We start from the raw sequence: 23,888 nt of genomic DNA on the forward strand, positions 1-23,888 counted from the left end.
TTCCCCGCGTGGTTCGCCCATCCTGGTCGCGCGTCCCCGCTCTGTCCGCCGTCGTCCTGCTTGCGGCCGCTCTGACCGGCTGCTCCTTCGGACGGGCCGAGGGCGCCACCGCACCCGGGGCGGCGGGCACGGCCGGCCCGACACCGGACGGCAGACGCGTCTCCCTGGTGCAGCGGCTCGGTGACGGCCCGGTCCGCAACCTCGACGTGGACCCGTCCGGCCGCTGGCAGTGCCGCGACTGCGCCGGCGACGGCGTGGACGCCACCGGCACGCTGAGCCCGGACCAGACGCGGCGGCTCCAGCGGATGCTCGCGGACCCGGCGATCGCGAAGGAGACCGACCAGGCCCGCAGCTACAAGCAGGGCTGCATCGGCGTGCTGACCTCGACGCTGCTCGTGCCGCCGGACCTGACAGTCACCATCCAGGACTGCCCGGGCGAGCCGAAGCCGAAGGTGGCCTACGACGTGCTGCTGCTCGTCACCCAGGCCACGCCGGCCGAGGACAAGGGCTAGAAGACCTTGCCGGGGTTGAGCAGCCCCGCCGGGTCCAGCGCCGCCTTGATCGCCTGGTGCACGCGTACGCCCACCGGCCCGATCTCGCGGGCCAGCCAGTCCCGCTTGAGCAGCCCGACGCCGTGCTCCCCGGTGCAGGTGCCGCCCAGTTCCAGCCCCAGCCGCATGATCTCGTCGAAGGCCCGCCGTCCCCGGGCCAGGCTCGCCGGATCGGCCCGGTCGACCACGATGTTCGGGTGCATGTTGCCGTCGCCCGCGTGACCGACCACCCCGATCGGCACCCGGCACGCCTCGGCGATCCGGGCCACCCCGTCGAGCAGCTCCGCGAGCCGGCCGCGCGGCACCGCCACGTCGTCGATGACCAGGCCGCCGTTGCCGCCCGGGAACGTCTCCGCCGCGAACCGCTCCATCGCCGGATGGGCCAGCCGCCGCGCCTGGAGCAGGGCCGCCGCCTCGGTCGCGTCGGTGGCCGCGTAGACCTCGTCGGCACCCGCCGCCGTGCACACCTCGGCCAGCCGGGCCAGGTCGTCGGCGGCACGCGGGCCGGTGTCCACCGCCGCGAGCAGCAGCGCCTCGGCATCGGTGCGCAGACCCATCGGCCGGTACGCCTCGATCGCCCGCAGATGCGTCCGGTCCAGCAGTTCCAGCAGGCTCGGGGTGAGTCCCCGCTCGGCGATCCCGGCGACCGCGCCACCTGCCGTCGCCACAGTGGGAAAGACCGCGACCAGGGTCAGTGACTCCTCCGGGGCCGGGCGCAACGCCACAGTCACCTCGGTGATCACGCCGAGCGTGCCCTCCGAGCCGACGAAGAGGCGGGTCAGGTCGTACCCGGCGACCCCCTTGGCGGTACGCCGCCCGGTCCGCAGCACCTCGCCGGAGGCGAGCACCACCTCCAGGCCCAGCACGTACTCGCTGGTCACGCCGTACTTCACGCAGCACATGCCACCGGCGTTCGTGGCCACGTTGCCGCCGATGGTGGACGACTCCCACGAGCCGGGGTCCGGCGGATACCAGAGGCCGTGCTCCCGTACCGCACGGGCGAGCGCCGCGTTCACCACGCCCGGCTGCACCACGGCGATCCGGCCGACCGGGTCGATCTCCCGCACCGCGTCCATCGCCACGGTGCTCACCACCACCGCGCCGGCGACCGCGTTCGCCGCGCCGGCCAGCCCGGTCCGCGCACCCTGCGGCACCACTGGTACGTTGTGCCGCCCGGCCGCCCGGACCACAGCCACCACCTCATCCGTGCCGCGGGGGCGCACCACCGCCAGCGGGGTGCCCGAGTCGCACAGGTCGGCCTCGTCGCGCTCGTGCCCGGCCAGCAGATCCGGGTCGGTCAGCACGGCGGCGTCGCCGAGCGCGGCCCGCAGGTCGTCGAGGAGGGGATGGGCGGCCATGCCGGGAAGGCTACCGGCGTACCGTCTGTTGCCGTGCTCTACCTGGACCCGCCCGCCGTGCCCTGGCGCGGCCGGCTCTGGTCGCACCTGATCAGCGACGTCTCGTACGCCGAACTGCACGCGTTCGCCGAGATGCTCGGCGCGCCCCGGCGCGGCTTCGACCGCGACCACTACGACGTGCCGGCCGAGCGGTTCCGGGCGGCGGTCTGGCTGGGCGCCACGGTCGTGCCGTCGCGGGAGATCGTCCGCCTGCTGCGGGACTCCGGTCTGCGCCGCCCGAAGCACCGCGTCTCAGGTGAGCGCGGCCAGCTCCCGGGACAGATTGGCCCGGGCCGGGGCCTCCCAGCGGGCGTGCGGCTCGGGTAGGCGGTAGAGCGCCGGCAGGGCGAGCAGGTGCCGCAGCACCGCGGCCCGGCCGGTGCGGAAGTCCGGATCGGGCACGTGCGCGTACTCGGCGCGGATCGCCGCGGCGTACCTGTCGTAGCGCGCCGGCGGGGCGGCGAGCACCGCCAGGTCCGCGTCGCACAGCAACGCGCCGTCCGGGTCGTCCGGCCCGACCGCGTGGCCGACGGTGAGCAGCACCAGGCGGCGTACCCCGGTCACCGTCGCGGCCGGGAGCCCGGCGGCGGCCAGCAGCTCGCCGGCCAGGTCGGCGCTGGCCCGCTCGTTGGCGTCGCCCGCCGCGCGCGGGTCGTAGACGGCGTCGTGGCACCACGCCGCCAGCCGGACCAGGTCGGGGTCGCGGGCCAGATCGGCGTACGCGTCGACCACGTCGAGCACCGCCCGCAGGTGCTCCTCGTCGTGGTAGCGCCGGTGCGGCTCCCGCCAGCCCGCCAGCAGCCGGGCACCGGCCCGGTCGGCTCCCGCCGGATCGGTCGCGCCCGCCGCCAGTACCGTCGCCCGCCACCGTGCCGTCAGTTCGTCCATCGGGTGCAGTCTGCCCCAGTCCGGCCCGGTCGGAGGGATTCAGCCGGGGCGGTACGGGTAGTACCGGCCATGGCCCGGGAAGGACGACTGCGGTTCCTGCGTCGTGGCAACCTGCGTGAAGGGCTGGCGGACCGTGACGGGCAGCGGATCGCCTCCGCGATGGAGGAACTGCGGCACCGGGGCAAGGCGACGCTGCACGACCGGCTGCACCGGGTCCGTACCGCGTTCGGCCTCGCCGTGCAGGCCGGGCTCGCCGCCGGCCTGGCGTACCTGATCTCGCACCGGCTGCTGAAGAACCCGCAGCCGGTCTTCGCCCCGATCTCCGCTGTCGGCACGCTCGCCGCCTCGGTGGGGCAGCGGTTCCGGCGCACCGTCGAGCTGATCGTCGGGGTCGCGGTGGGCGTGCTCGTCGGCGACGCGCTCATCTACTTCGTGGGCACCGGCGCCTGGCAGCTCGCGCTCGTGGTGACCTCGGCGATCCTGCTGAGCATCTTCGCCGGGGCGAGCGTGGCCATCGTGATCCAGGCCGCGGCCACCGCGGTGCTGATCGTGACGCTCAGCCCGTCCACCGAGAACCTGGAGTTCCCCCGTTTCATCGACGCGTTGCTCGGTGGCGGCATCGCGCTGCTGGTCACCGCCATCCTGCTGCCGCTCAACCCGCTACGGGTGATCAACCGGGCCGCCCGGCCCGCGCTGGACCTGCTCGCCGGCCAGCTCGACGCCTGCGCCGACGCGGTGCGCAGCCGGGACCGGGACGCGGCCCAGCAGGCGCTGTTCCGGCTGCGGGAGAACAAGGAGGAACTGGCCGCCCTCTCCGAGGCGATCGAGGGCGCGAAGGAGACCAGCACGCTGTCCCCGGCCCGCTGGCACCGGCGCAGCGAGCTGACTCACTACGCCGAGGCGGCCGACCCGATCGACCGGGCCATGCGCAACACCGGCACGCTGATCCGCCGCGCGGTCACCATGATCGAGGACTCCGAACCGGTCCCCGAGCCGATGCCGGACGCGATCGGTCACCTGGCCGAGTCGGTGCGCCTGCTCCGCCAGGAGTTCGCCGCCGGGCAGGAGCCGCAGGAGGCCCGCGAGCGGTCGCTGCGCGCGGTGAGCGAGGCCGGGCGGGCGTACGCCGAGGGGGTCGGCTTCTCCGGCAGCGTGGTGATCGCCCAGGTGCGTACCACGGCGAGCGACCTGATGGTGGCCTCCGGGATCGAACAGGAGGAGGCGAACCGGCTGGTCCGGCAGGCGTTCGGCGAGAACCGCCAGGGCGAACCCGCAGCCCGGAACCCCGCCGCTCATCCCCCCACAGCCCCACCCGTCGGCTGACCCCCGCCCGGTCGCGCTCCCGCCCTGGCTCCCGCGCTCCCGCCCTGGCGCCTTGCCGCGTTGATCAAGGAGTTACCGGACTCCGAGGAGATCAACTAGTGCACAAACTCCTTGATCACCGCTCGAGGTGCGGTGGGGAGAGAGCTAGGGGAGGTGGGTCAGGGCCGTCAGGAGGGTGTCTACCTCCGGCTCTGTGGTGCCCAGGCCGAGGCTGGCGCGCAGGGCGGTCGGGGGCAGGTCGGTGCGGCCGGTACGGGCGGCGGCCTCGGCCAGCAGACGCCGGGTCAGCGGGTGCGCGCAGAACAGGCCGTCGCGTACCCCGATCCGGTGCCGGCTCGCCAGGTGGGCGGCCACCTCGGCGGAGTCCCGTCCGGCGACCACGAAGCTGACGATGCCCACCCGGGGCGCTTCGGGGGAGAACACGCGCAGCTCCACCACGTCCGGCAGCGCGGCCAGGCCGGTACGCAGACGGGCCAGCAGCGCCTGTTCCCGGGCGTGCAGCGCGTCCCGGTCGGCCGCGCCGAGCGCCTCGCAGACAGCGGCGAGCGCCACCGCACCGAGCAGGTTCGGGGTGCCGGCCTCGTGCCGGGCCGGGCCGGTCGTCCAGCGCACCTCGTGCGTAGCGGCGCCGACGTGGCTGGTGGCGCCGCCTCCGGCCAGGTACGGCGGGGCCGCGTCCAGCCAGTCCGCGCGCCCGGCCAGCACGCCCGCGCCGAACGGGGCGTACAGCTTGTGCCCGGACAGGGCCACATAGTCCACGTCCAGCGCGGTCAGGTCGACCGGGGCGTGCGGGGCGAGCTGCGCGGCGTCGACCAGGATGCGGGCGCCGTGCCGGTGGGCCACCCGAGCCAGCTCGGCGACCGGCCAGCACTCGCCGGTGACGTTGCCGGCGCCGGTGACCGCGACCAGCACGGGCAGGCCGGGCCGGGCGTCGCGGGCGAGTTCGCCGAGCGCCGCCGCGAGGGACCGGACCGCTCCGGCCGGGCTGTCCGGGACCGGCAGCCGTACCGAGCCGCGCGGCCAGGGCAGCAGGTTGGCGTGGTGCTCGGCGCCGAACGTGATCACGGTGGTGCCGGCGGGCAGCGCCCGGGCCAGCAGGTTCAGCGCGTCGGTGGTGTTCCGGGTGAAGATCACGTGGTCGTCGGGGCGGGCGCCGAGGAAGTCGCCGACCGTCTGCCGGGCCCGCTCGTACGCCAGTGTGCAGCGTCGCGACAGCGCGCCCGCGCCGCGGTGCACGCTCGCGTACCAGGGAAGAAGCCCGGCCACCGCGTCGGCAGCGGCCCGCGCGCACGGCGCGCTGGCGGCGTGGTCCAGGTTGATCTCCCCGGGTACGCCGAGCACGCCGAGCGGGTCGGGCCGGACCGGCGCGGGCAGCACGGGCAGCGAGGGTACGAGGGTGACGGTCATGCCGGAGCCTCCCGGGTCACAGGACCCCAGGGGTGCCGGGACGGGGTCCGCGCTTGCCCGGCGCGCGGAGCGGCACCGGGCCCGGTCATCACCCGGGGCACCCCACCGCGAACCTCGACGAGGGTTGCCGGCCAGCAAGCCGGGGCTTGACGCTGGCGCTCGTGACCTGTCCGGGAGCATAGCCCTCACGATGCGACCGGACCAGTGGGTCGCAGGTGACTACGCTGACCGCATGGCCGACACCCCGCCCGGCGCAGCCCCGCCGCCACCGCATGCGCCCGCCGCCCCGCCGGGGGCGCCGACGCCCCGGATGCCGCTGCGCCGGCTCGGCTGGCGGCGCTTCCTGGTGCTGGCCGGTGTGGTGCTGCTGATCGCGGCCGGTGCGCTGTTCATGGTGTTCACGCTCGGCGAGAGCCTGGGCGCCGAGGCGCTGCTGATCGGCGTGATCGCGGCGATCCTGCCGGTGCCGGTGCTGGTCTTCTGCTTCCTCTGGCTCGACCGTTACGAGCCGGAGCCGCTGAAGTATCTGATCTTCTGCTTCGCCTGGGGCGCCTTCGTCTCCACCGCGATCTCGCTGCTGGTGAACACGGCCAGCGCGGGGCTGTTCGAGGACCGAGGGCTGCCGGTCGCGCTGACCGCGGTGCTGGTCGCGCCGTTCATCGAGGAGCTGACCAAGGCGGCCGGTCCGCTCCTGGTGCTGATCTTCCGGCGGCGGGAGTTCTCCGGGATCACCGACGGCCTGGTCTACTGCGGGCTCTCCGCGGTCGGCTTCGCCATGGTGGAGAACATCCTCTACCTGGGCGGGCACGGCTACCGCGCCGGCGCCGACGAGTACGGCCCGGCCACCGGCGCGCAGCAGGTGATCGCGATCTTCATCGTCCGGATCCTGCTGTTCGGCTTCGCCCACCCGCTGTTCACGTCGATGACCGGCGTCGGGCTGGGCGTCGCCGCGCGTACCGCCGACCGGCGCGTGCGGGTGCTCGCGCCGCTCGCCGGGCTGCTGCTGGCGATGATCCTGCACGGCACCTGGAACCTGCTGCCCTCGCTGGCTCAGGCCACCGGGGAGGTGGTGATCGTGCTCTACGGCTACATCGGCGTGATGGTGCCGATCTTCTTCGCGATGGTCGGGCTGGCGGTCTGGCTGCGCGCCTGGGAGGGCCGGCTGACCGAGCGCACGCTGCCCGACTACGTCCGTGCGGGCTGGCTCACCCCGCCCGAGGTGGCGGCGCTGGGCAGCCTGGGCCGGCGGCACGCGGCGCGCACCTGGGCACGGCGGGTCGCCGGTGACGGCGGGGTACGCGCGATGCGCGGCTACCAGTTCGCCGCGACCCGCCTGGCGCTGCTGCGCGACGGGATGCGCCGGGGACTGGACCGCAAGCCGGAGGAGCGGGAGCGGACGGCACGGGAGGAACGGGAGCTGCTGGACGCGATCACCGCGTACCGGTCGTTCTTCGTCGGTCGCGACCCGCAGGCGCCGGTCGGGGTCTGGGACGGTCAGCGCTACCACCTGCGGTTCCCGGACGGTTCGCAGCGCCCGGTCGAGGCGCCGGACGACCCGGTGGTGCCGATCCCGGTGGTGCTGGCCCAGCCGCCCGCATTCCCGCAGGGCGGCTACGGTCCGGGCGGCTGGCACGGCGGCCCGGGCGGTCACGGCCCGGCCGGCTGGCACGGCGGCCCGGGTGCCGGGCACGGACCGGGCGGCTGGCACGACCCCGGCGCGCCCTGGCACCCCGGGCGCTGAGGCCGGCCGGCTAGTCGGGGGCGCCGGTCAGCTCATCAGGCCGGTCAGGAAGTCGCCGAGCCCCTGGGCGATGGCCATCAGCGCGCCGCCGATGCCCTTGAACACCTGCGCCGCGCCGTCCGGCCGGAACGCCATGAAGTAGATCAGGAACGCGAGGAATCCCCAGGCGAGGATCTTTTTGATCACTACCGGCATGGTGTCCCTCCCCAGGGCGCGCTGAGGTGCCTGGGCTTCCCGCCGGGCAGCGCCGCAAACAGCACCGCCGCAGAGCGACCGGCACCGGAGCGCGGCAACAGGTAAGGACCTACAGGTAGAGACCGGTGGAGCCGGCGGCGGTGCTCTCCACCCGCTCGGCCGCCACGGCGTGCACGTCCCGCTCGCGCAGCAGCACGTACGCCCGTCCGTGCAGCTCGACCTCGGAGCGGTCGTCCGGGTCGAACAGCACCCGGTCACCGGCCACTATCGCGCGGACGTTCGGCCCCACGCCGACCGCCGTGGCCCAGGCCAGCCGCTTGCCCACGGCTGCCGTCGCGGGGATCACGATGCCGGCGGTGGAGCGGCGTTCCCCCTCCGCACCCTCGGTACGCACCAGCACGCGGTCGTGCAGCAGGCGGATCGGCAGCCCGGCGTCGAGACTCTGGTCGGCGGTCACGCGAAGACGCTACCGCGTGCCCGTCGGTCGATCCCGGCGTGGTTGGCGAGAGCGCCGGGCGGGCAATGTGTGGCCGAGTCGCCCTAGGGTGGGGCGTACGGACGTATCCTGTGCCCCCTGCGACCTGGTGGGGCTGATTTTGCCGGAGGTGCGCTTGAGCCGCTTCGAGCGGATGCGCGGACGGCTCCGCCGCGCGTACGAGTCGGGCCGGGAGGCGGCCCGGACCCGGCGGGCCGCCGCGGACACCGGGGACGCCGGAGTGGCCTCGCCCGCCGCGCCGGGGCCACCCGCCGCGCCGGAGGCGGTGGTCGTGGGCGCCGCGTCGCCGGCGGCGTTGCACTCCTCGACTGTGAGCCGGGACGACACGGAGGTGCCGCACGCGCTGCGCATCGCCGCCGCGTGGTGCTGGCGCCTGATCGTGATCGGCATCGTGACCTGGGCCCTGCTCAGGATCGTCGGCACCATCAGCATCGTGATCATCCCGTTGACCGTCGCGCTGCTGCTCTCCGCGCTGCTCGCCCCGGCGGTCGGCTGGCTGCTCCGGGCCCGGCTGCCCCGCTCGCTGGCGACAGCAGTGGTGCTGGTCGGCGGCCTGGCTGCTGTCGTCGGCACGCTCACGCTCGTGGTCAACGAGTTCATCAAGGGCGTACCGGAGCTGAGCCAGAAGTCCTCCGAGGGCGTACGCCAGATCCAGGACTGGTTCAAGACCGGCCCGCTGCACCTGTCCGACAGCCAGCTCAACCGCTACATCGACGAGGCGCAGAACTGGATCAACGGCAACACCGAGCGGTTCACCAGCGGTGCGATAAGCACCGCCGCCACGCTCGCCGAGGTGCTCACCGGCACCGTCCTGGTCCTGTTCGCCACGTTCTTCTTCCTGCGCGACGGCAACAACATCTGGCGGTTCCTGGTCCGGCTGCTGCCGGTGGCCGCCCGCTGGAAGGTCGACGACGCCGGTCGCGCGTCCTGGGCGACGCTCGGCGCGTACGTGCGGGCCACCGTCCTCGTGGCGTTCATCGACGCGGTCGGCATCGGCATCTTCCTGGTGCTGTTCGACATCCCGTTCGCGTTCCCGCTGGCCGCGCTGGTCTTCCTGGGCGCGTTCATCCCGATCGTCGGCGCGTTCCTGTCCGGCGTGGTGGCCGTGCTGGTGGCGCTCGTCGACAGCGGCCCGGTGACCGCCCTGATCATCCTGGGCGCGGTGATCGGCGTGCAGCAGGTCGAGGGCCACGTGCTCCAGCCGCTGATCATGGGCCGCGCGGTGGCCATCCACCCGCTCGCCGTGATCATCGGCATCGCCGCCGGTGTGGTGCTCGCCGGCATCGCCGGCGCGCTGGTCGCGGTGCCGCTGATCGCCGTCCTCAACACCGCGGTGCGCCGGCTCGCCGCGCGTACCGTGCCGGACACCCCACCGGACGCGGTGGTGGTCGCCTCCCAGGCGCCCTGACCCGGCAAGACCTGCCGACGCCCGCGTCACCCCGCCCGGGGAGGCGCGGGCGTCAGCTCTTGGCGAGCCGTTCCAACGCGCCCCGGGCCACCTCCGGCCGGGTGGTGTACCAGAACGGCGGCAGCGACCGGCGCAGGAACGGGCCGTACCCGCGTGCCGTCTCCAGCCGCGAGTCGAGCACCGCCACCACGCCCCGGTCGCCGGTGGCCCGGATCAGCCGGCCGACACCCTGGGCCAGCCGGACCGCCGCGATCGGCACGCTCACCGCCGCGAAACCGGACCCGCCACCGGCGTCCACAGCCGCCGCCCGCGCCGCCGCGAGCGGCTCGTCCGGACGGGGGAACGGCAACCTGTCGATCACCACGAGCTGGCAGGCGTCGCCCGGCACGTCCACCCCCTGCCAGAGCGACATCACCCCGAACAGGCAGCTCTCCCGCACCTCGCGGAACCGGCGCACCAGCAGCGGCAGCGCCTCCTCGCCCTGGAGCAGCACCGGCAGGTCGGTCCGCGCGCGGACCAGCTCCGCGGCCTGCTGCGCGGCCCGTCGCGACGAGAAGAGCCCGAGGGTACGACCACCGAGCGCCTCGACCAGCGCCAGCAGCTCCTCACCTGCCGGTCCGGGCAACCCGGAGACGCTGGGGCGGGGGAGATGCGCGGCGACGTACAGGATGCCCTGCCGGGCGTAGTCGAACGGCGAGCCGACGTCGAGCGAACTCCAGCCCGGCCCTTCGGTCGCGGGGACGGTGCCGACCGACGCGCGGCTGCCCTCGGCGGCGGCCACCGGCGTGACCGGGGAACGGCCCGCGGCGGCGGCGGTGGCGATCGCGGCGGCGGCCGGTGACGGCGGGGCGGGCGGAGGCGCGTCCAGCCCCAGCGCCCGGGCCACGGTGTCGAAGCGGCCGCCCAGCGCCAGCGTCGCCGAGGTGGCGACCACTGTGCGCTCGTCGTACAGGTGGGTGGCGAGCGTGCCTGCCACCGACAGCGGCGCCACGACGAGCGCCCGGCGACTGCCGTTGTCCGGCTTCTCGACCCAGGCGACGTCGTGGTCGGCCTCCTCCAGCAGCCGCTGGGCGGTGGTGGACAGCTCGTCCAGCACGGCCTTGGCCTGCTGCTTGCGTACCGGATCGGGGTCGTCGGCCTTCACGTCGCCGATCCCCTCCAGCGCGGCCCGGGTCGCCGAGTCCAGCAAGATGCACGCCTCGCGCAGCGCGGGCGGCAGACCGGCGGTGAGCCGCCCGGCCGGCGCCTCGGCCAGCCCCACCGCGAGCGCGTCACCGGCCTCGGTGAGCCGTTCGGCCACGTCCGGGCGCAGCAGCGGCCGCGCCCGCCGGGTGGATCTGTCGATCAGCTCCGGCACCAGCTCGGCCTGGGCAGCCGACGAGACCCGGTCGGCCAGCTCGTGCGCCTCGTCCACCACGAGCAGCCTGTGCGGCGGCACGATGTGCCGCCCAGCGAGCATGTCGACGGCGAGCAGGCTGTGGTTGGTGACCACGATGTCGGCCTCGCGGGCGCGCGCCCGGGACGCCTCCGCGAAGCACTCCTGCCCGAACGGGCAGCGGCTGGCGCCCACGCACTCCCGGGCCGGCATGGAGACGCTGCGCCACACCTGGTCGTCCACGCCCGGATCCAGCTCGTCGCGGTCGCCGGTGGCGGTCTCCTCGGCCCAGTCGCGCAGCCGCTGCACCTGCTTGCCCAGCCGGCCCGCCTCACCGAGCCACTTGGTGCCGCCGTTGCCGGAGTGCGGCGCGTCGAACAGCGCGTCGTCCGGCTCGTCCTCGACCGAGCTGTCCAGCCGGGCCAGGCACAGATAGTGGTGACGGCCCTTCAGCACGGCGAAGGTCGGGCGGCGGCCCAGCACCGGCTCGACCGCGTCGGCCAGCCTCGGCAGGTCGTGCTCGACGAGCTGGGACTGCAACGCCAGTGTGGCGGTGGAGACCACCACCGGCCCGTCCACTGTGAGCGCCGGAGCGAGGTACGCCAGGGACTTGCCGGTGCCCGTGCCCGCCTGCACCAGGAGATGTTCGCCGGAGGCGATGCTGTGCTCGATCGCCTCGGCCATCTGCTGCTGACCCGGCCGGGCCGCGCCACCCGGAACCGCGCCCACCGCGGCGGTCAGCAACTCCCCGGCACCGGCGCGGCCCTTGCGGCGCTTCTTCGGGACGGCCGGGCCGGTGGCGGTGCGGGACGGGGTCACCGTGCGACCGTACCCGCCGGCACCGACGGGGGTCCGGCCGCTCCGACGGCGTGGCGGGACGGCGGGTCGCGTCCGGTTACCTCCCGATCGCGTGGCGTGGCCGGAATCGGTTAGGGTGCCAGGCATGCCGAGCGATGTGGTCCGCGTGATCTACCGCAAGTACGACGGCAGCGCACACCGCGACTACCCGGCCCGCCGGCTCGCCGAGGACGATCTCGGCGTCTGGCTCGGCGTGCCCGCCGGCACCGAGTCCGTCTACCACGGCCGCCCGTCGGTCGAGCAGATCCCGTTCGTCCTGCTGGTGCCGCACCACGGCTGGTGGACCGGCATGTTCAACCCGCCGCCGCGCACCAGCGAGGTCTACTGCGACATCGCCACCCCGGCCCGCTGGGAGGGCGAGGAGACGGTCCACCTGATCGACCTCGACCTGGACGTGGTGCGCCGCCGCGAGACCGGCCTGGTCGAGCTGCGCGACGAGGACGAGTTCGCCGTGCACCGGGCCCGCTGGGGCTACCCGGACGACGTGGTCACCGAGGCCGAGGCCGCGTCCCGCTGGCTGCTCGGCGCGCTCGGCGACGGCACCGAGCCGTTCGCCACGTCGTACCGGAAATGGCTCGCACTGGTGGTCTGAGCCGGCTCACCAGCGCGGCGGCCAGGCGGCGTCCGGCCCCAGCGGCGGCAGCTCGCCGACCTTGGCCGGGTTGAGCTGGTTGAACACGCCGGTGACCCGCCCCTCGTGGATCGCGAACGAGGTGACCATCCGAATGGTTCGCCCGTCCCGGTGGAAGAACTCCGTCTGCCATCCCAGCGTGCCGTCCACCAGCACCGGGCGTCCGCGCAGGCCACCCCGCTGCCGGGCCTGGCCGTAGAGGCCGAGCAGCAGGCGGCCGACCGACTCCACACCGACCACCGGCCGGCGACCGGCCGGGAAGTGGCCGCCGGCGTCGCCGATCGACACCACGTCCGGGGCGAGCACGCGGACCAGCTGCTCCAGCTCACCCGACTCCACCGCAGCGGCGAACGCGGCGAGCACCCGCCGCTGCTCGGCCAGGTCGGCGCTGTGCCGGGGCGCGTCCGGCCCGTGCACCGCCCGGCGGGCGCGCGACGCCAGCTGACGGGCCGCCTCCGGTGTCACCGCGAGCACGTCCGCCACGTCGGAGAACGGCACCGCGAACACGTCGTGCAGCACGAACGCCACCCGCTGCTCCGGCGTCAGCCGCTCCAGCACCACCAGCAGCGCGGTGCCGAGCTGGTCGGCCCGTACCGCCCGCTCGGCCGGGTCGGGCGCGAACCCGTCCGCCGCCGGCGCCGCTGTCACCATCGGCTCGGGGAGCCACTGACCCGGGTACGCCTCCCGGCGCACCCGGGCGGAGCGGAGCACGTCCAGGCAGATCCGGGAACAGGTGGTGATGAGCCAGCCCCGCAGATCGCGTACGCGGGCGCGCTCCCCCGGGTCGCTCAGCGCGCCGGAGAAGCGAAGCCAGGTCTCCTGCACCGCGTCCTCGGCCTCGCTGCGGCTGCCCAGCATCCGTTGCGCGACCGCCAGGAGACGCCCTCGTTCCGCCTCGAACTCCCCCGCAAGCTCGTCCACCCCCTCATTCTCCCGCCCCACCGCCCGTCACGGCACCCGCCCACCCTCGCCGGCACCCCGCCCACCCTCGCCGATCTTGCACTTGCCGCCCCGGCAAACGGTGCTTTCCGGGCGTACCAGGGGCCGCAACTGCAAGATCGACGGGGCGGGGCGGGCGGGGAACGGCTCCGGGGGTGAGGATCGGGGGATGAGTGAGGTGGTGGGGCCCGACGGCGGGCCTATGCGGGAACTGCTTCGGGTGGGGCCGGGCACTGTCGATCTGGCGGCTGTCGATCCCCGGTCGACGCCGGGGCTTCCGGTGGCGGCCGGGCACGGGCCGGCGCGCAAGGAGTGGGCGCGGGCCCAGGTCGAGCTGATCGGCGCGGAACTGGGGCGGCAGCAGGAGATGCTGTACGCCTCCGCGCAGGGCGCCGCCGGGCCGGGCAGCGCCACCAGCGCGCCGGCGCAGGCGGACGCCGGGCTGGACGGCGACCGGCCGCGCCGGGTGCTGCTGGTGCTCCAGGCGATGGACTGCGGTGGCAAGGACGGCACGGTCAAGCGGGTGGCGGGCGCGATGAACCCGCTCGGGTTGCACATCCGCTCGTTCGGGCCGCCGACCGAGGAGGAGTTGCGGCACGACTTCCTGTGGCGGGTACGCCGGGCGCTGCCGCCACCCGGGTACGTGGGCGTGTTCAACCGCTCCCACTACGAGGACGTGCTCATCGCCCGGGTCGAAGGGCTGGTCGACGAGGCGACCTGGCGGTCCCGGTACGCGATCATCAACGATTTCGAGCGGGAACTGACCGAGCAGGCGGTCACAGTGGTGAAGGTCATGCTGCACATCTCGTACGCCGAGCAGGGCGAGCGACTGATGGAGCGGCTCACCGACCCGACGAAGTTCTGGAAGTTCAACCCCAGCGACCTGGACACCCGGGCACGCTGGGGCGACTACCAGGACGCGTACGCCGAGGCTCTGGAGCGTTGTGGCACGGACGCCGCGCCCTGGTTCGTGGTGCCGGCGGACCGCAAGTGGTACCGGGACTGGGCGGTCGCCCACCTGCTGCGGGAGACGTTCGGCGGGTTGGATCTGGGGTATCCGCCTGCCGATTTCGACGTCGAACGGGAGCGTGACCGGTTACGGAGCCAGCGCCGTCCGTGATCAGGTGAACGGAAGGTGAACGAGCGGTGAATCGGGCCTGACCAGGGGTGGGCCGATCGAAAGTGGGTTCGGCGCGGTCCCTAGCATGCGCAGAGCAGACGCCCGGGGGGCGACGGCCACCCTTCCACCGACACGACGAGGTCCGTGCTGTGAAGTTTTCCTTCCGTCCCACCGAGGGCGCTTTCTACGAGCTCTTCACCAGGGCCGCGCAGAACCTGGTGAAGGGGACCGAACTGCTCAACGAGCTGGGTCTGCCCGGTGCCGACGTGCAGTCGATCAGCGAGCGGCTGACCGACATCGAGCACGACAGCGACCAGATCACGCACGAGCTGTACAAGAAGATCAACTCCACGTTCATCACGCCGTTCGACCGGGAGGACATCTACCGGCTGGGCTCGCTGCTCGACGACGTGATGGACCACCTGGAGGCGGTCGGCAACCTGCTCTACCTGTACGGCCTGACCAAGCTCCCGTCGCTCCCGCGCGAGCTGCACGAGCTGGTCAACGTGCTCGACCTGCAGGCCAAGCTCACCGCCGAGGCGATGCCCCGGCTGAAGTCGATGAAGGATCTCGAGGACTACTGGATCGAGTGCAACCGGCTCGAGAACGACGGCGACCAGGCGTACCGGATGCTGCTGGTCCGCCTCTTCTCCGGTGAGTACGACGCGCTCACGGTGCTGAAGATGAAGGAGGTGGCCGACGAGCTGGAGGCCGCCTGCGACGCCTTCGAGCACGTCGCCAACACCGTCGAGACCATCGCGGTCAAGGAGTCCTGATCCAGTGACACCCGAACTCATCGCCGTGCTGGCGGTGATCGCGGTCGCCATGGCGTTCGACTACACGAACGGCTTCCATGACGCGGCCAACGCGATCGCCACCAGCATCTCGACCCGGGCGCTGACCCCCCGGATCGCGCTCGCGCTGGCCGCCGTCGGCAACTTCGTCGGTGCGCACTTCGGCGCCGGGGTGGCCAAGACGGTCGGCGACGGGCTGGTGACGTTGCCGACCGGGGTGGAGAGCCTCGGCGTGGTCTTCGCCGGCGTGCTCGGCGCGATCATCTGGAACCTGATCACCTGGTACTTCGGCCTGCCGTCCTCGTCCTCGCACGCCCTCTTCGGCGGCCTGGTCGGCGCCACCCTGTTCGCCGCCGACGGCATCGTCCAGTGGGGCACCATCATCGAGAAGGTCCTCATCCCGATGGTGCTCTCGCCGGTGGTCGGCCTGATCCTCGGCTTCCTGATGATGCTGGCGATCATGTGGCTGTTCCGGAAGGGCCAGCCCGGCAAGCTCAGCCGTGGCTTCCGGTGGGCGCAGACCGCGTCCGCCGCCGCCATGTCGGTCGGCCACGGCATGCAGGACGCCGCCAAGACCATGGGCATCATCGTGCTCGCGCTCTACACCGGCGGTTTCCAGGAGAGCAAGACGCACATCCCGGGCTGGGTCTTCTGGACCTCCGCCGCGATGCTGGCCGCCGGCACGTACGCGGGCGGCTGGCGGATCATCCGGACGCTCGGCCGGAAGATCATCGACCTCGGCCCGGCCGAGGGCTTCGCAGCCGAGACCGTGGCCAGCGCGGTGCTCTACTTCAACGCGCTGGTGCTGAAGGCACCGATCTCCACCACGCACACGATCACCTCGGCGATCATGGGTGTGGGCGCGACGAAACGGCTCTCCGCGGTGCGCTGGAACGTGGCGGGCAACATCGTGATCGCCTGGATCATCACGTTCCCGGCCGCCGCCGCGATCGCCTGCCTCGCGTACCTACTGGTCCGGCCCTTGTTCTGAGTGACCTGACGCCGAGGGGTTCCCCGCCGTGGCGGGGGACCCCTCACGCGTAGGAGACGCCGATCCGGGCCTTGATGTCGTCGATCAGGCCCATCACCTCGAGCGTGGCGGAGTGCGGGACCAGCGGGCTCTCGGTCAGCCCGGCCGCCAGGCAGCGCTGCACCTCGATCGCCTCGTACTGGTAACCGCCGCCGGTCAGGTCCGCCGGGATCGTCTCCGGCTCGGCGCCGGCCCGGTGCAGCACCACGTGCGCGGGCCGGAAGAACAGCTCGGGCAGGTCGATCCGGCCGGTCGTACCGGTGATCGACGCGGAGATCTCTGTCGCCCCGACCATGCCGCAGCTGAGCGTCGCCACGGCGCCGGAGTCCCAGCCGAGCACCATGCCGGTGTTCTCGTCCACCGCCTCCGGGGTCAGCTTGGCCCATGCCTGCACGTGCTGCGGCACGCCGAGCACCAGGTGGGCCAGGCTCAGCGGGTAGACGCCGAGGTCCAGCAGCGCGCCGCCGCCGAGCGTGCGGGCCCGCATCCGGTGCTCCGGCGGGAACGGGCCGGCCACGCCGAAGTCCGCCCGTACGTGCGTCACCTCACCGATCGCGCCGTCCCGGATCAGCTCCAGCACCCGCAGGATCAGCGGGTTCGTCCGCATCCACATGGCCTCCATGAGGAACAGCCCTCGGGCGCGGGCCGTCTCCACCAGCTCGGTGGTGGTCGGCAGGTCCAGCGTGCACGGCTTCTCCACCAGCACGGCCCTGCCGCCGGCCAGGCAGGCGAGCGCCGCCTCGTGGTGCGCGGCGTGCGGCGTCGCCACGTAGATCGCGTCCAGGTCCGGGTCCGCGGCCAGTTCCGCCCACGAGGCGTACGCCCGCGGCACGTCGTGCCGGCGCGCGAACAGTTCGGCGCTCTCCCGGGTACGCGAGCCGACCGCGACCAGCTCGGCGTCCGGCACCAGCCGCAGATCCTCGGCGAAGCGGGCGGCGATGTTTCCGGTGGCCAGGATTCCCCAACGCGTCATGCCGGGCACGCTATCCCTTCCCGCTCCGGGGCCGGCAGGGTGATCCACCCGTCGGGACGTCAGGCGGTGCCGTGGGTGTCGGCGGCGGCCCGGGCGGCCCGTTCGATCATCGCCCGACGCACCGTCAGCGTCGGCTGGTCTCGGTCAGCACGTGGACCATGACGTTGAACAGCTTGACGTCGTGCCGCTTCGCGGTGAACACGTAGCGTGAAGACTGCGCAGAGTGACGGCTGCCGCCCTCCTCCTCGTCGAAGCTAGGCACCGAAAAGCGATCAACCGGACATAAGTCGGCGCTGGCGCGAGCTGGACTGACTACCTCTCGCCGACTTTGCTCTGCAGCCTCATGCGCACCGATCACGGACGGTTGCCGATGCGGATCTGGCTGCAGAGCAAAGGCGGCAGAGGGGTGTCTGTTGCTCCGGGGCCGAAAACTACGCATCGTGACCAGACGGCGCGGTCGGGGAGTGTGGGTGAGGCGGCGTGCGTCTCCGCCCGGCCGCCGCCGGGCCGGGCCGCCCGTCGCGAACTAGGCTCGGCGCATGACGATCGACGGCTTCGCCGCACCCCCCGCCCTGGTGGAGCACGCCCGCCGGTTCCAGGCCGAGGGCGCCGTACCAGCCGTACCCCGGGTCGCCGCCACCGTGCTGCTGCTCCGCCCGGCCGGCGACGGCTTCGAGGTCTACATGATCCGCCGGGTGGCGGCGATGACGTTCGGCGGCATGTACGCCTTCCCCGGCGGCGGGGTGGACCGCTCCGACTCGGAGGCGCACCTCGGCTGGGCCGGCCCGGACCCGGCGGCGTGGGGTGAGCGCCTCCGGCTCGACCCGGCCGCCGCGCAGGCAGTGGTGTGCGCCGCCGCCCGCGAGGTCTTCGAGGAGGCGGGCGTGCTGCTCGCCGGGCCGGACCCGGACACCGTGGTCGGCGACGTGAGCGGCGACGACTGGGAGACGGCCCGGCAGGATCTGGAGGGACGGCGGGTCGGCTTCGCGGACCTGCTGGCCGGTCGGGGCCTGACGCTCCGGTCCGACCTGCTGCTGCCGTGGAGCCGGTGGATCACCCCGGAGTTCGAGCCGCGCCGCTTCGACACGTACTTCTTCGTGGCCCTGCTGCCCGAGGGGCAGCGGACCCGGGACGTCTCCGGCGAGGCCGACCACACGCTGTGGCTGCGCCCGGCCGACGCCCTGGCCCGGACCGAGGCCGGCGAGCTGACCATGCTGCCGCCCACCATGGTCACGCTCGCCGAGGTCGCCGCCGCGGGCGACCTCGCCGGCGTGGCCCGCGCCGCGGCGGAGCGAGAGCCGGGTACGCCGATCCTGCCCCACATCGACGGCCTGGACGGTGCCGAGCCCCGCTTCCGCCTGAGCTGACCTCGGCCGGCGGTGTTAAGAGGGGCCCCTTCCTCTACCGGAGGCGTTAACAGGGGCCCCCTCCTTACACCTCAGCCGAAGCGGCCGGTGATGTAGTCCTCGGTCTTCTTCTGGCTCGGGTTGCTGAAGATCTTCTGGGTGTTGTCGTACTCGATCAGGCGCCCCGGGTCGCCGGTCTTCTCGATCGAGAAGAAGGCGGTCCGGTCCGACACCCGCGCGGCCTGCTGCATGTTGTGCGTGACGATGATGATGGTGAACTTGTCCTTGAGCTGGAACATCAGGTCCTCGATGGCCAGCGTGGAGATCGGGTCCAGCGCCGAGCAGGGCTCGTCCATCAGCACCACCTGCGGCTCGACAGCGATGGTGCGAGCGATGCAGAGCCGCTGCTGCTGACCGCCGGACAGGCCCGCGCCGGGCTTGGCGAGGCGGTCCTTCACCTCGTCCCACAGGTTCGCCGAGCGGAGCGCCCGCTCGGCCGCCTCCTCCAGGATCGACTTGCGCCGCACGCCGTTGAGCCGCAGGCCCGCCACCACGTTCTCGAAGATGCTCATGGTGGGGAACGGGTTCGGCCGCTGGAAGACCATGCCGATCATCCGGCGGACCGCCGTGACGTCCACGTCGCGGTCGTAGATGTCCTGGTCGTCGATGGTGAGGCTGCCCTCGACCCGGGCGCCGGGCAGCACCTCGTGCATCCGGTTGATCGACCGCAGGAACGTGGACTTGCCGCAGCCGGACGGCCCGATCAGGGCGGTGACGGTCTTCGGCTCGACGGTCAGGTTGATGTTCTCGATCGCCTTGAACCCGCCGTAGTAGGCGGTCACGTTCGTGGCTTCGATGCGCTTGGCCATGGTGGCGGTACCTCCGGGGTTCATCGGCCGAGCCGGTTACGACGGGCCAGCAACTTCGCCGCGACGGTGAGGACGAGGACGAGGGCGACCAGGGTCAGCGCCGCGGTCCACGCCCGTGCCGGCGAGTACTTCGACGCCTCGCCGGCCTGCTGGTAGACGAAGAGGGCCAGCGACGACTGGTTGTTCTCGAACGGGTTGAAGTTGATCGCCGCGCCGCCGCCGGCGACGAGCAGCACCGGGGCGGTCTCACCGGCGGCCCGCGCGATGGCGAGCATGATGCCGGTGACGATGCCGGGCAGCGCGGTCGGCAGCACGACCCGCAGGATGGTCTTCCACTTCGGTACGCCCAGGGCGTACGCGCCCTCGCGCAGCGGCGCCGGCACCAGCCGGAGCATCTCCTCGGTGGAGCGGACCACTGTGGGCAGCATCAGCACGCTCAGCGCCAGCGCGGCGGCGAAGCCGGAGAAGCCCGGCCGGCCGTCGTTGAACCACGGCGAGACGACCAGCACCCAGAAGGCCAGCACGAACAGGCCGGTGACGATCGACGGGATGCCGGTCATCACGTCCACGAAGAAGCGGATGGTGAACGCGAACCGGCCCCGGCCGTACTCGACGATGTAGATCGCGCAGAGCACGCCGAGCGGCACCGTGATCAGGGTGGCGATGCCCACCTGCTGCAACGTGCCGACGATCGCGTGGTACGCGCCGCCGTTGGCGTCCCGCGAGCCGATGTTGTTCATCGAGGTGCCGAAGAAGTTGGCGTCCAGCCGCTCGGAGCCCTTGCTGACAAGCGTCCAGACCACCGAGGCCAGCGGCAGCACCGCCAGCACGAACGCGGAGTGGATCAGCGCACTCCAGGTGCGGTTGCGGGCCGACCGGCGTCCCTCCACCGCGTTCGCCGCGACGAAGAGACCGGCCAGGTAGAGCAGCGCGCCGACCACCACGACCAGGACCGGGCCGCCGATGCCGGCGCCGTACACCAGGGCCGCCGCGAGCAGCAGCGCCGCGACGGCGATGGCCGGAGCGGCGTACGCGGGAAGCCGCCTCGCCCGCAGCGTGGCCGGCTGGGCCGGCGGGCGCGGGCGGCGGGGGGTGAGGGTAGTGGTCATGCGGCCGACTCCGTGAACTCGCGCCGCCGGTGGATGATCGCCCGCGCGGTGATGTTGACGATCAGCGTGATCGCGAACAGCACCAGGCCGGAGGCGATGAGTGCGCCCCGGCCGGTGTCGTTCGCCTCGGCGAACCGGTTGGCGATGTTCGCGGCGATCGAGTTGCCGCCGCTCTGCAGGATGTTGAACGAGATGGCGTACGTGGAGCCGAGCGTGAGCGCCAGCGCGATGGTCTCGCCGAGCGCCCGGCCCAGGCCGAGCATCACCGCGGCGATGACGCCGGGCCGCCCGTACGGGAGGACCGCGGTGCGGATCATCTCCCAGCGGGTGGCGCCGAGCGCGAGCGCGGCCTCCTCGTTGGCGGTCGGGGTCTGCCGGAACACCTCGCGGGACAGCGAGGTGACGATCGGCAGCACCATGATGGCGAGCACCACCGAGCCGAGCAGGATCGAGTTGCCGTACGGGCCGTCGCCGAAGATCGGGATCCAGCCGAAGTACCTGTTCAGCCACGCGGACAGGTCGGCGACCGGCTGGGCGAAGTAGTCCCGGCCCCAGAGGCCGAACACGACGCTCGGCACGGCGGCCAGCAGGTCGATCAGGAAGCCCAGGGCGTTGCCGAGCCGCCGGGGCGCGTAGTGCGACAGGTACAGGGCGATGCCCAGCGCGACCGGCACCGCCATGAGCAGCGCCAGCAGCGAGCTCAGGACCGTACCGAAGGCGAGCGCGCCGATGCCGAACTGCGGCGGGTCGTCGTTCGGGAACCAGCCCTCGAACGTCCAGAACGACTCGGTGTTGGCCCGCAGCGCCGGGACGGCCTTGGCGATCAGGAAGATCGCGATGGCCGCGATGACCACCAGGACCGTGGTGCCGGCGGCCAGGGTCAGGCCGCGGAACGCCCGTTCCGCGCCGAAGGCGCGGGCCCGGGGGAGGGCGCCGCCGCCGCCGAGGCCACCGTCGGGGCGGCCCGGGTTACCGGGGCGCTCGGCCACACGCGCCGAGGCACCGGCGGGTCGCTCGTGACTCGTGGTCACGGGGTTCCCGCCGGTGCCGGCGTGGGCCGAGCGGTGAGGGGTGTCACCCATCTGCTCGCTCGCTTCGTGTTGAGGAGGTGTCGGTCAGAGCGTCAGGAGAGGCTCTTGACCGCGGCCTCGACCTTGGTGCGGACGGTCTCGGGCAGCGGCGCGTAGCCCAGCTCGACGAGCTCCTTCTGCCCCTCGGCGCTGGCGGCGTGGCCGAGCAGGCCCTTGACCAGCGGCAGCTTGTCGGCGGCGAGGCCCTTGCTGCAGACGATCTCGTAGGTCGCCAGGACGATCGGGTACGCCCCGGCCTCCTTGGTGTTGTAGTCGATCGACATCTTCAGGTCGTTGCCCTGACCCTCGAACTTGGCGCCCGCGATGGTCTTGCCGGCCGAGTCGCCGGTCAGCTCGACGAACTCGCCGTTGCCGTTCTTGATCTTCGCCATCTTCAGGTCGGAGTTCTCGGCGTACGACCACTCGACGTAGCTGATGGTGCCGTCGGTGCTCTTGACCTTGCTGGCCACACCGTCGGACTTGGCCGCGCCGACGCCGCCCGGGGCCTTCCACGCCTTGGAGTTGCCGAGCGTCCAGTCCGCCTCGGCGGTCTTGGAGAGGTACTTGGTGAAGTTGTCGGTGGTGCCCGACTCGTCCGAGCGGTGCACCGCCTGGATCGCGGTCGACGGCAGCTTGGCGTCCGGGTTGTCGGCCTTGATCGCCGCGTCGTCCCACTTGGTCACCTTGCCGGCGAAGATCTTCGCCAGGGTGGCCGGGCTGAACTGGAGGTTGTCCGCGCCGCTGACGTTGTAGACGACGGCGACCGGGCCGATGACCATCGGCAGGTTGAGCGCCTGGCCGCCGGTGCACTTGGCGTCGGCCTGCGGCTGCTCCTCCGGCTTGAGGGCGGAGTCCGAGCCGGCGAAGTCGGCGGTGCCGGCGATGAAGGCCTGGATGCCGGCGCCCGAGCCGCTCGGCTCGTAGTTGATCGTGGTGCCGGCGCACTTCTGCTGGTAAGCCTTGATCCACTCGGCCATGGCGTTCTTCTGGGCGGAGGAGCCCTGCGCGTTCAGCGTGCCCGTCGCGCAGTCCACCGCGGCGGCGGAACCGGAGGCGGAGGCACCGGCCGGCTCGTTGTTGTCCGAGCCGCAGGCGCTGAGACCGAGAACCGCGGTAAGAGCGAGACAGGCGATGGCGCCGTGCCGCTGGAGCTTCACTTGAGGGGTTTCCCTTCACGTCTTTGGTCAGGTCGCCCGGAGTGCCGGGGGCCGGCGCTGACCGGCTGACACGAAAGGTAGGAGGGCCAGGTGGACGGTTCGCCGGACGTAAGTGAACGCGCGGTGAACACGTTCAGCCGACGAGGTGGCCGTACGCTGAGGAGGGGTTGTCCATTTCGTGAACTAGCAGCCCGCTATCGCCTTTGTGGCGAATTTCCGGGGCCGGCGAGCGCTCAGCCGAGCTGGTAGTTGACGTGCGCGGACCAGTGCGCGAAGCCCAGCCGCTCGTAGAGCGCCACAGCGGCGGTGTTGCTCTCGTCCACGTAGAGCATCACCCGGTCCAGCCCGCGCTCGTCGCGCAGGTGGGTCAGGCCCGCGGCGGTGAGCACCCGGCCCAGCCCGCCCCGGTGCGCGGACGGGTCGACGCCGAGCACGTAGACCTCGCCGATGCGGGCCGAGCCCTGCTGCTCGTGCACCTTGGTCCAGTGGAAGCCGAGCAGCCGCCCGGTGGCGGAGTCGACGGCGAGCAGGAATCCGGCCCTGTCGAACCACGGCTCGGCGATGCGGACGCGCAGGTCGTCGAGCGTCCACTTGCCCTGCTCCGGGTGCTGGGCGAAGGCGGCGTTGTTCACCGCCAGCCAGGCCTCGTCGTCCTCGCCGGGGCGGAACGCGCGCAGCGTCACGCCCTCCGGTACGACCGGTGCCGGCAGCTCGGCGGTGAGCGGACGGCGCATCTGCCAGAGCACCCGCGCCCGGGAGAAGCCCAGGTCGACGGCCAGTGCGGCGGCCGACGGGTGGTCGCCGTGCGCCCAGGCGCGCAGCGGTCCGGACGCGGCGGCCACCACGCCACGGGCCAGCGCCCGGCCGGAGCCACGCCGCCGGTACGCCGGGTGCACGACCATCTCCACGCCGACTCCCTCGGCCGGGGCGGTGGTGTCGAGGTGCGCGTACCCGGTGAGGGTGCCCTCGGTGGTCCGGGCGGTGAGGTGCACGGCGGGCGCCTCGGGGTCGCGCAGCCGTAGCAGCACGTGCTCGTCGAGCGGGTCGGCGCCGTCGGCGTCACCGGCGGCGCGGGCCAGCGCCAGCACCTCGGCGACCTCGTCCGGCGTCAGCCGGTCCGCCCGGTCGATCCCGTCGGCCCCGGCACCACTCGTCGGCTCGGTGCTGCTCATCTGAGTCACGGTAGCGGCAGGCGGGCCGCGGTTCCCGTC

At 73.0% G+C, this 23,888-nt stretch carries 24 protein-coding genes and 1 riboswitch; of the genes, 10 read left to right on the forward strand and 14 right to left on the reverse strand.

Translation table 11 applies throughout. The annotated features are described in order from the left end of the window. Nucleotides 1–8: 8 nt before the first annotated feature. A complete protein-coding gene (locus tag IF06_RS0116905) occupies nt 9–512 on the forward strand; it encodes a hypothetical protein (RefSeq protein WP_030272122.1) in 504 nt (167 codons plus the stop codon). On the opposite strand, the gene IF06_RS0116910 is transcribed toward IF06_RS0116905, so the two are convergent. Next, complete coding sequence (locus IF06_RS0116910) at nt 509–1,909, reverse strand: FAD-binding oxidoreductase (RefSeq protein WP_030272124.1); 1,401 nt, start codon at nt 1,907–1,909, stop codon at nt 509–511. The genes IF06_RS0116905 and IF06_RS0116910 overlap by 4 nt on opposite strands. A gap of 33 nt (nt 1,910–1,942) precedes the next feature. Between IF06_RS0116910 and IF06_RS0116915 the strand changes: the two genes are divergently transcribed. Further along, on the forward strand, nt 1,943–2,275 hold the full coding sequence (locus IF06_RS0116915) for a DUF4031 domain-containing protein (protein WP_030272127.1): 333 nt from the start codon (nt 1,943–1,945) through the stop codon (nt 2,273–2,275). Here IF06_RS0116915 and IF06_RS0116920 read toward each other — a convergent pair. Beyond that, nucleotides 2,201–2,836 (reverse strand): metal-dependent phosphohydrolase, encoded by a 636-nt coding sequence (locus IF06_RS0116920; RefSeq protein ID WP_030272129.1) that lies wholly within the window; start codon nt 2,834–2,836, stop codon nt 2,201–2,203. The two genes, IF06_RS0116915 and IF06_RS0116920, sit on opposite strands and share 75 nt — an antisense overlap. A 69-nt stretch (nt 2,837–2,905) precedes the next feature. Between IF06_RS0116920 and IF06_RS0116925 the strand changes: the two genes are divergently transcribed. Beyond that, nucleotides 2,906–4,159: an FUSC family protein gene (locus IF06_RS0116925; RefSeq protein WP_013288844.1), complete on the forward strand. Its 1,254-nt coding sequence runs from the start codon at nt 2,906–2,908 to the stop codon at nt 4,157–4,159. 144 nt (nt 4,160–4,303) lie between these two features. Here IF06_RS0116925 and IF06_RS0116930 read toward each other — a convergent pair whose 3' ends face one another. Further along, nucleotides 4,304–5,566 carry an aminotransferase class V-fold PLP-dependent enzyme gene (locus tag IF06_RS0116930; RefSeq protein WP_030272131.1) on the reverse strand — a complete coding sequence of 421 codons (1,263 nt, stop codon included), beginning with the start codon at nt 5,564–5,566 and terminating at the stop codon, nt 4,304–4,306. Between the two features lie 44 nt (nt 5,567–5,610). Next, a riboswitch (SAM riboswitch) is annotated at nt 5,611–5,733 on the reverse strand. Nucleotides 5,734–5,756: 23 nt separating this feature from the next. Between IF06_RS0116930 and IF06_RS0116935 the strand changes: the two genes are divergently transcribed. Beyond that, nucleotides 5,757–7,307 carry a PrsW family intramembrane metalloprotease gene (locus IF06_RS0116935; protein ID WP_030272133.1) on the forward strand — a complete coding sequence of 517 codons (1,551 nt, stop codon included), beginning with the start codon at nt 5,757–5,759 and terminating at the stop codon, nt 7,305–7,307. Nucleotides 7,308–7,334: 27 nt separating this feature from the next. Here the strand turns inward: IF06_RS0116935 and IF06_RS33960 are convergent, their stop codons facing one another. Both IF06_RS33960 and IF06_RS0116945 read right to left on the reverse strand, forming a co-directional pair. After that, nucleotides 7,335–7,493 (reverse strand): hypothetical protein, encoded by a 159-nt coding sequence (locus IF06_RS33960; protein WP_162881441.1) that lies wholly within the window; start codon nt 7,491–7,493, stop codon nt 7,335–7,337. Nucleotides 7,494–7,611: 118 nt separating this feature from the next. Further along, nucleotides 7,612–7,959, reverse strand: a complete 348-nt coding sequence (locus IF06_RS0116945; protein ID WP_013288840.1) for a GroES family chaperonin — start codon at nt 7,957–7,959, stop codon at nt 7,612–7,614. Nucleotides 7,960–8,131: 172 nt separating this feature from the next. Here IF06_RS0116945 and IF06_RS0116950 point away from each other — a divergent pair, with 172 nt between their 5' ends. Then, on the forward strand, nt 8,132–9,406 hold the full coding sequence (locus IF06_RS0116950; protein ID WP_030272135.1) for an AI-2E family transporter: 1,275 nt from the start codon (nt 8,132–8,134) through the stop codon (nt 9,404–9,406). 52 nt (nt 9,407–9,458) lie between these two features. Here IF06_RS0116950 and IF06_RS0116955 read toward each other — a convergent pair whose 3' ends face one another. Next, the gene (locus IF06_RS0116955) at nt 9,459–11,600 is read right to left on the reverse strand and encodes an ATP-dependent DNA helicase (RefSeq protein ID WP_030272137.1); all 2,142 of its coding nucleotides are present in this window, start codon (nt 11,598–11,600) and stop codon (nt 9,459–9,461) included. 124 nt (nt 11,601–11,724) lie between these two features. On the opposite strand from IF06_RS0116955, the gene IF06_RS0116960 reads away from it, so the two are divergent. Further along, nucleotides 11,725–12,231 (forward strand): DUF402 domain-containing protein, encoded by a 507-nt coding sequence (locus tag IF06_RS0116960; protein WP_013288837.1) that lies wholly within the window; start codon nt 11,725–11,727, stop codon nt 12,229–12,231. A gap of 6 nt (nt 12,232–12,237) precedes the next feature. On the opposite strand, the gene sigJ is transcribed toward IF06_RS0116960, so the two are convergent. After that, a complete protein-coding gene (sigJ, locus tag IF06_RS0116965) occupies nt 12,238–13,191 on the reverse strand; it encodes an RNA polymerase sigma factor SigJ (RefSeq protein WP_013288836.1) in 954 nt (317 codons plus the stop codon). Between the two features lie 187 nt (nt 13,192–13,378). Between sigJ and IF06_RS0116970 the strand changes: the two genes are divergently transcribed. The 3 genes from IF06_RS0116970 to IF06_RS0116980 all read left to right on the forward strand — a co-directional run bounded on the left by IF06_RS0116970 (nt 13,379) and on the right by IF06_RS0116980 (nt 16,114). Then, complete coding sequence (locus IF06_RS0116970; RefSeq protein WP_013288835.1) at nt 13,379–14,329, forward strand: PPK2 family polyphosphate kinase; 951 nt, start codon at nt 13,379–13,381, stop codon at nt 14,327–14,329. Between the two features lie 149 nt (nt 14,330–14,478). Then, complete coding sequence (locus tag IF06_RS0116975) at nt 14,479–15,105, forward strand: DUF47 domain-containing protein (protein WP_013288834.1); 627 nt, start codon at nt 14,479–14,481, stop codon at nt 15,103–15,105. A gap of 4 nt (nt 15,106–15,109) precedes the next feature. Next, on the forward strand, nt 15,110–16,114 hold the full coding sequence (locus IF06_RS0116980; RefSeq protein WP_013288833.1) for an inorganic phosphate transporter: 1,005 nt from the start codon (nt 15,110–15,112) through the stop codon (nt 16,112–16,114). 43 nt (nt 16,115–16,157) lie between these two features. Here the strand turns inward: IF06_RS0116980 and IF06_RS0116985 are convergent, their stop codons facing one another. Next, nucleotides 16,158–17,126, reverse strand: coding sequence for a Gfo/Idh/MocA family protein (locus IF06_RS0116985; protein ID WP_030272139.1), 969 nt, complete (start codon nt 17,124–17,126; stop codon nt 16,158–16,160). Nucleotides 17,127–17,250: 124 nt separating this feature from the next. Continuing rightward, on the reverse strand, nt 17,251–17,388 hold the full coding sequence (locus IF06_RS34395; protein ID WP_232236700.1) for a hypothetical protein: 138 nt from the start codon (nt 17,386–17,388) through the stop codon (nt 17,251–17,253). A 277-nt stretch (nt 17,389–17,665) separates the two neighbouring features. Here IF06_RS34395 and IF06_RS0116995 point away from each other — a divergent pair, with 277 nt between their 5' ends. Beyond that, nucleotides 17,666–18,493: an NUDIX hydrolase gene (locus IF06_RS0116995; RefSeq protein ID WP_013288830.1), complete on the forward strand. Its 828-nt coding sequence runs from the start codon at nt 17,666–17,668 to the stop codon at nt 18,491–18,493. Between the two features lie 71 nt (nt 18,494–18,564). Here the strand turns inward: IF06_RS0116995 and pstB are convergent, their stop codons facing one another. The 5 genes from pstB to mshD form a co-directional block, all read right to left on the reverse strand. Continuing rightward, nucleotides 18,565–19,341, reverse strand: coding sequence for a phosphate ABC transporter ATP-binding protein PstB (pstB, locus tag IF06_RS0117000; RefSeq protein WP_013288829.1), 777 nt, complete (start codon nt 19,339–19,341; stop codon nt 18,565–18,567). 20 nt (nt 19,342–19,361) lie between these two features. Beyond that, nucleotides 19,362–20,450, reverse strand: coding sequence for a phosphate ABC transporter permease PstA (gene pstA, locus IF06_RS0117005; protein WP_030272142.1), 1,089 nt, complete (start codon nt 20,448–20,450; stop codon nt 19,362–19,364). Then, the gene (gene pstC / locus IF06_RS0117010) at nt 20,447–21,532 is read right to left on the reverse strand and encodes a phosphate ABC transporter permease subunit PstC (protein ID WP_013288827.1); all 1,086 of its coding nucleotides are present in this window, start codon (nt 21,530–21,532) and stop codon (nt 20,447–20,449) included. Before pstC ends, pstA begins: the two co-directional genes overlap by 4 nt. A gap of 41 nt (nt 21,533–21,573) precedes the next feature. Then, complete coding sequence (gene pstS, locus IF06_RS0117015; protein WP_013288826.1) at nt 21,574–22,677, reverse strand: phosphate ABC transporter substrate-binding protein PstS; 1,104 nt, start codon at nt 22,675–22,677, stop codon at nt 21,574–21,576. A gap of 233 nt (nt 22,678–22,910) precedes the next feature. After that, a complete protein-coding gene (gene mshD, locus IF06_RS0117020) occupies nt 22,911–23,849 on the reverse strand; it encodes a mycothiol synthase (protein WP_030272143.1) in 939 nt (312 codons plus the stop codon). Between the last annotated feature and the right edge of the window lie 39 nt (nt 23,850–23,888).

Origin of the sequence: Micromonospora globosa, from assembly GCF_000717585.1 — a bacterium.
In the GTDB taxonomy this organism is placed as follows: Bacteria; Actinomycetota; Actinomycetes; order Mycobacteriales; family Micromonosporaceae; genus Micromonospora; species Micromonospora aurantiaca.

Coding starts and splice junctions, on each gene's coding strand:
- IF06_RS0116910 (WP_030272124.1), bottom strand. CDS start 1,909: ATGGCCGCCCATCCCCTCCTCGACGACCTGCGGGCCGCGCTCGGCGAC.
- IF06_RS0116920 (WP_030272129.1), bottom strand. CDS start 2,836: ATGGACGAACTGACGGCACGGTGGCGGGCGACGGTACTGGCGGCGGGC.
- IF06_RS0116925 (WP_013288844.1), top strand. CDS start 2,906: ATGGCCCGGGAAGGACGACTGCGGTTCCTGCGTCGTGGCAACCTGCGT.
- IF06_RS0116930 (WP_030272131.1), bottom strand. CDS start 5,566: ATGACCGTCACCCTCGTACCCTCGCTGCCCGTGCTGCCCGCGCCGGTC.
- IF06_RS0116935 (WP_030272133.1), top strand. CDS start 5,757: ATGCGACCGGACCAGTGGGTCGCAGGTGACTACGCTGACCGCATGGCC.
- IF06_RS0116950 (WP_030272135.1), top strand. CDS start 8,132: ATGCGCGGACGGCTCCGCCGCGCGTACGAGTCGGGCCGGGAGGCGGCC.
- IF06_RS0116960 (WP_013288837.1), top strand. CDS start 11,725: ATGCCGAGCGATGTGGTCCGCGTGATCTACCGCAAGTACGACGGCAGC.
- IF06_RS0116970 (WP_013288835.1), top strand. CDS start 13,379: ATGAGTGAGGTGGTGGGGCCCGACGGCGGGCCTATGCGGGAACTGCTT.
- IF06_RS0116985 (WP_030272139.1), bottom strand. CDS start 17,126: ATGACGCGTTGGGGAATCCTGGCCACCGGAAACATCGCCGCCCGCTTC.
- IF06_RS0116995 (WP_013288830.1), top strand. CDS start 17,666: ATGACGATCGACGGCTTCGCCGCACCCCCCGCCCTGGTGGAGCACGCC.
- pstB (WP_013288829.1), bottom strand. CDS start 19,341: ATGGCCAAGCGCATCGAAGCCACGAACGTGACCGCCTACTACGGCGGG.
- pstA (WP_030272142.1), bottom strand. CDS start 20,450: ATGACCACTACCCTCACCCCCCGCCGCCCGCGCCCGCCGGCCCAGCCG.
- pstC (WP_013288827.1), bottom strand. CDS start 21,532: ATGGGTGACACCCCTCACCGCTCGGCCCACGCCGGCACCGGCGGGAAC.
- mshD (WP_030272143.1), bottom strand. CDS start 23,849: ATGAGCAGCACCGAGCCGACGAGTGGTGCCGGGGCCGACGGGATCGAC.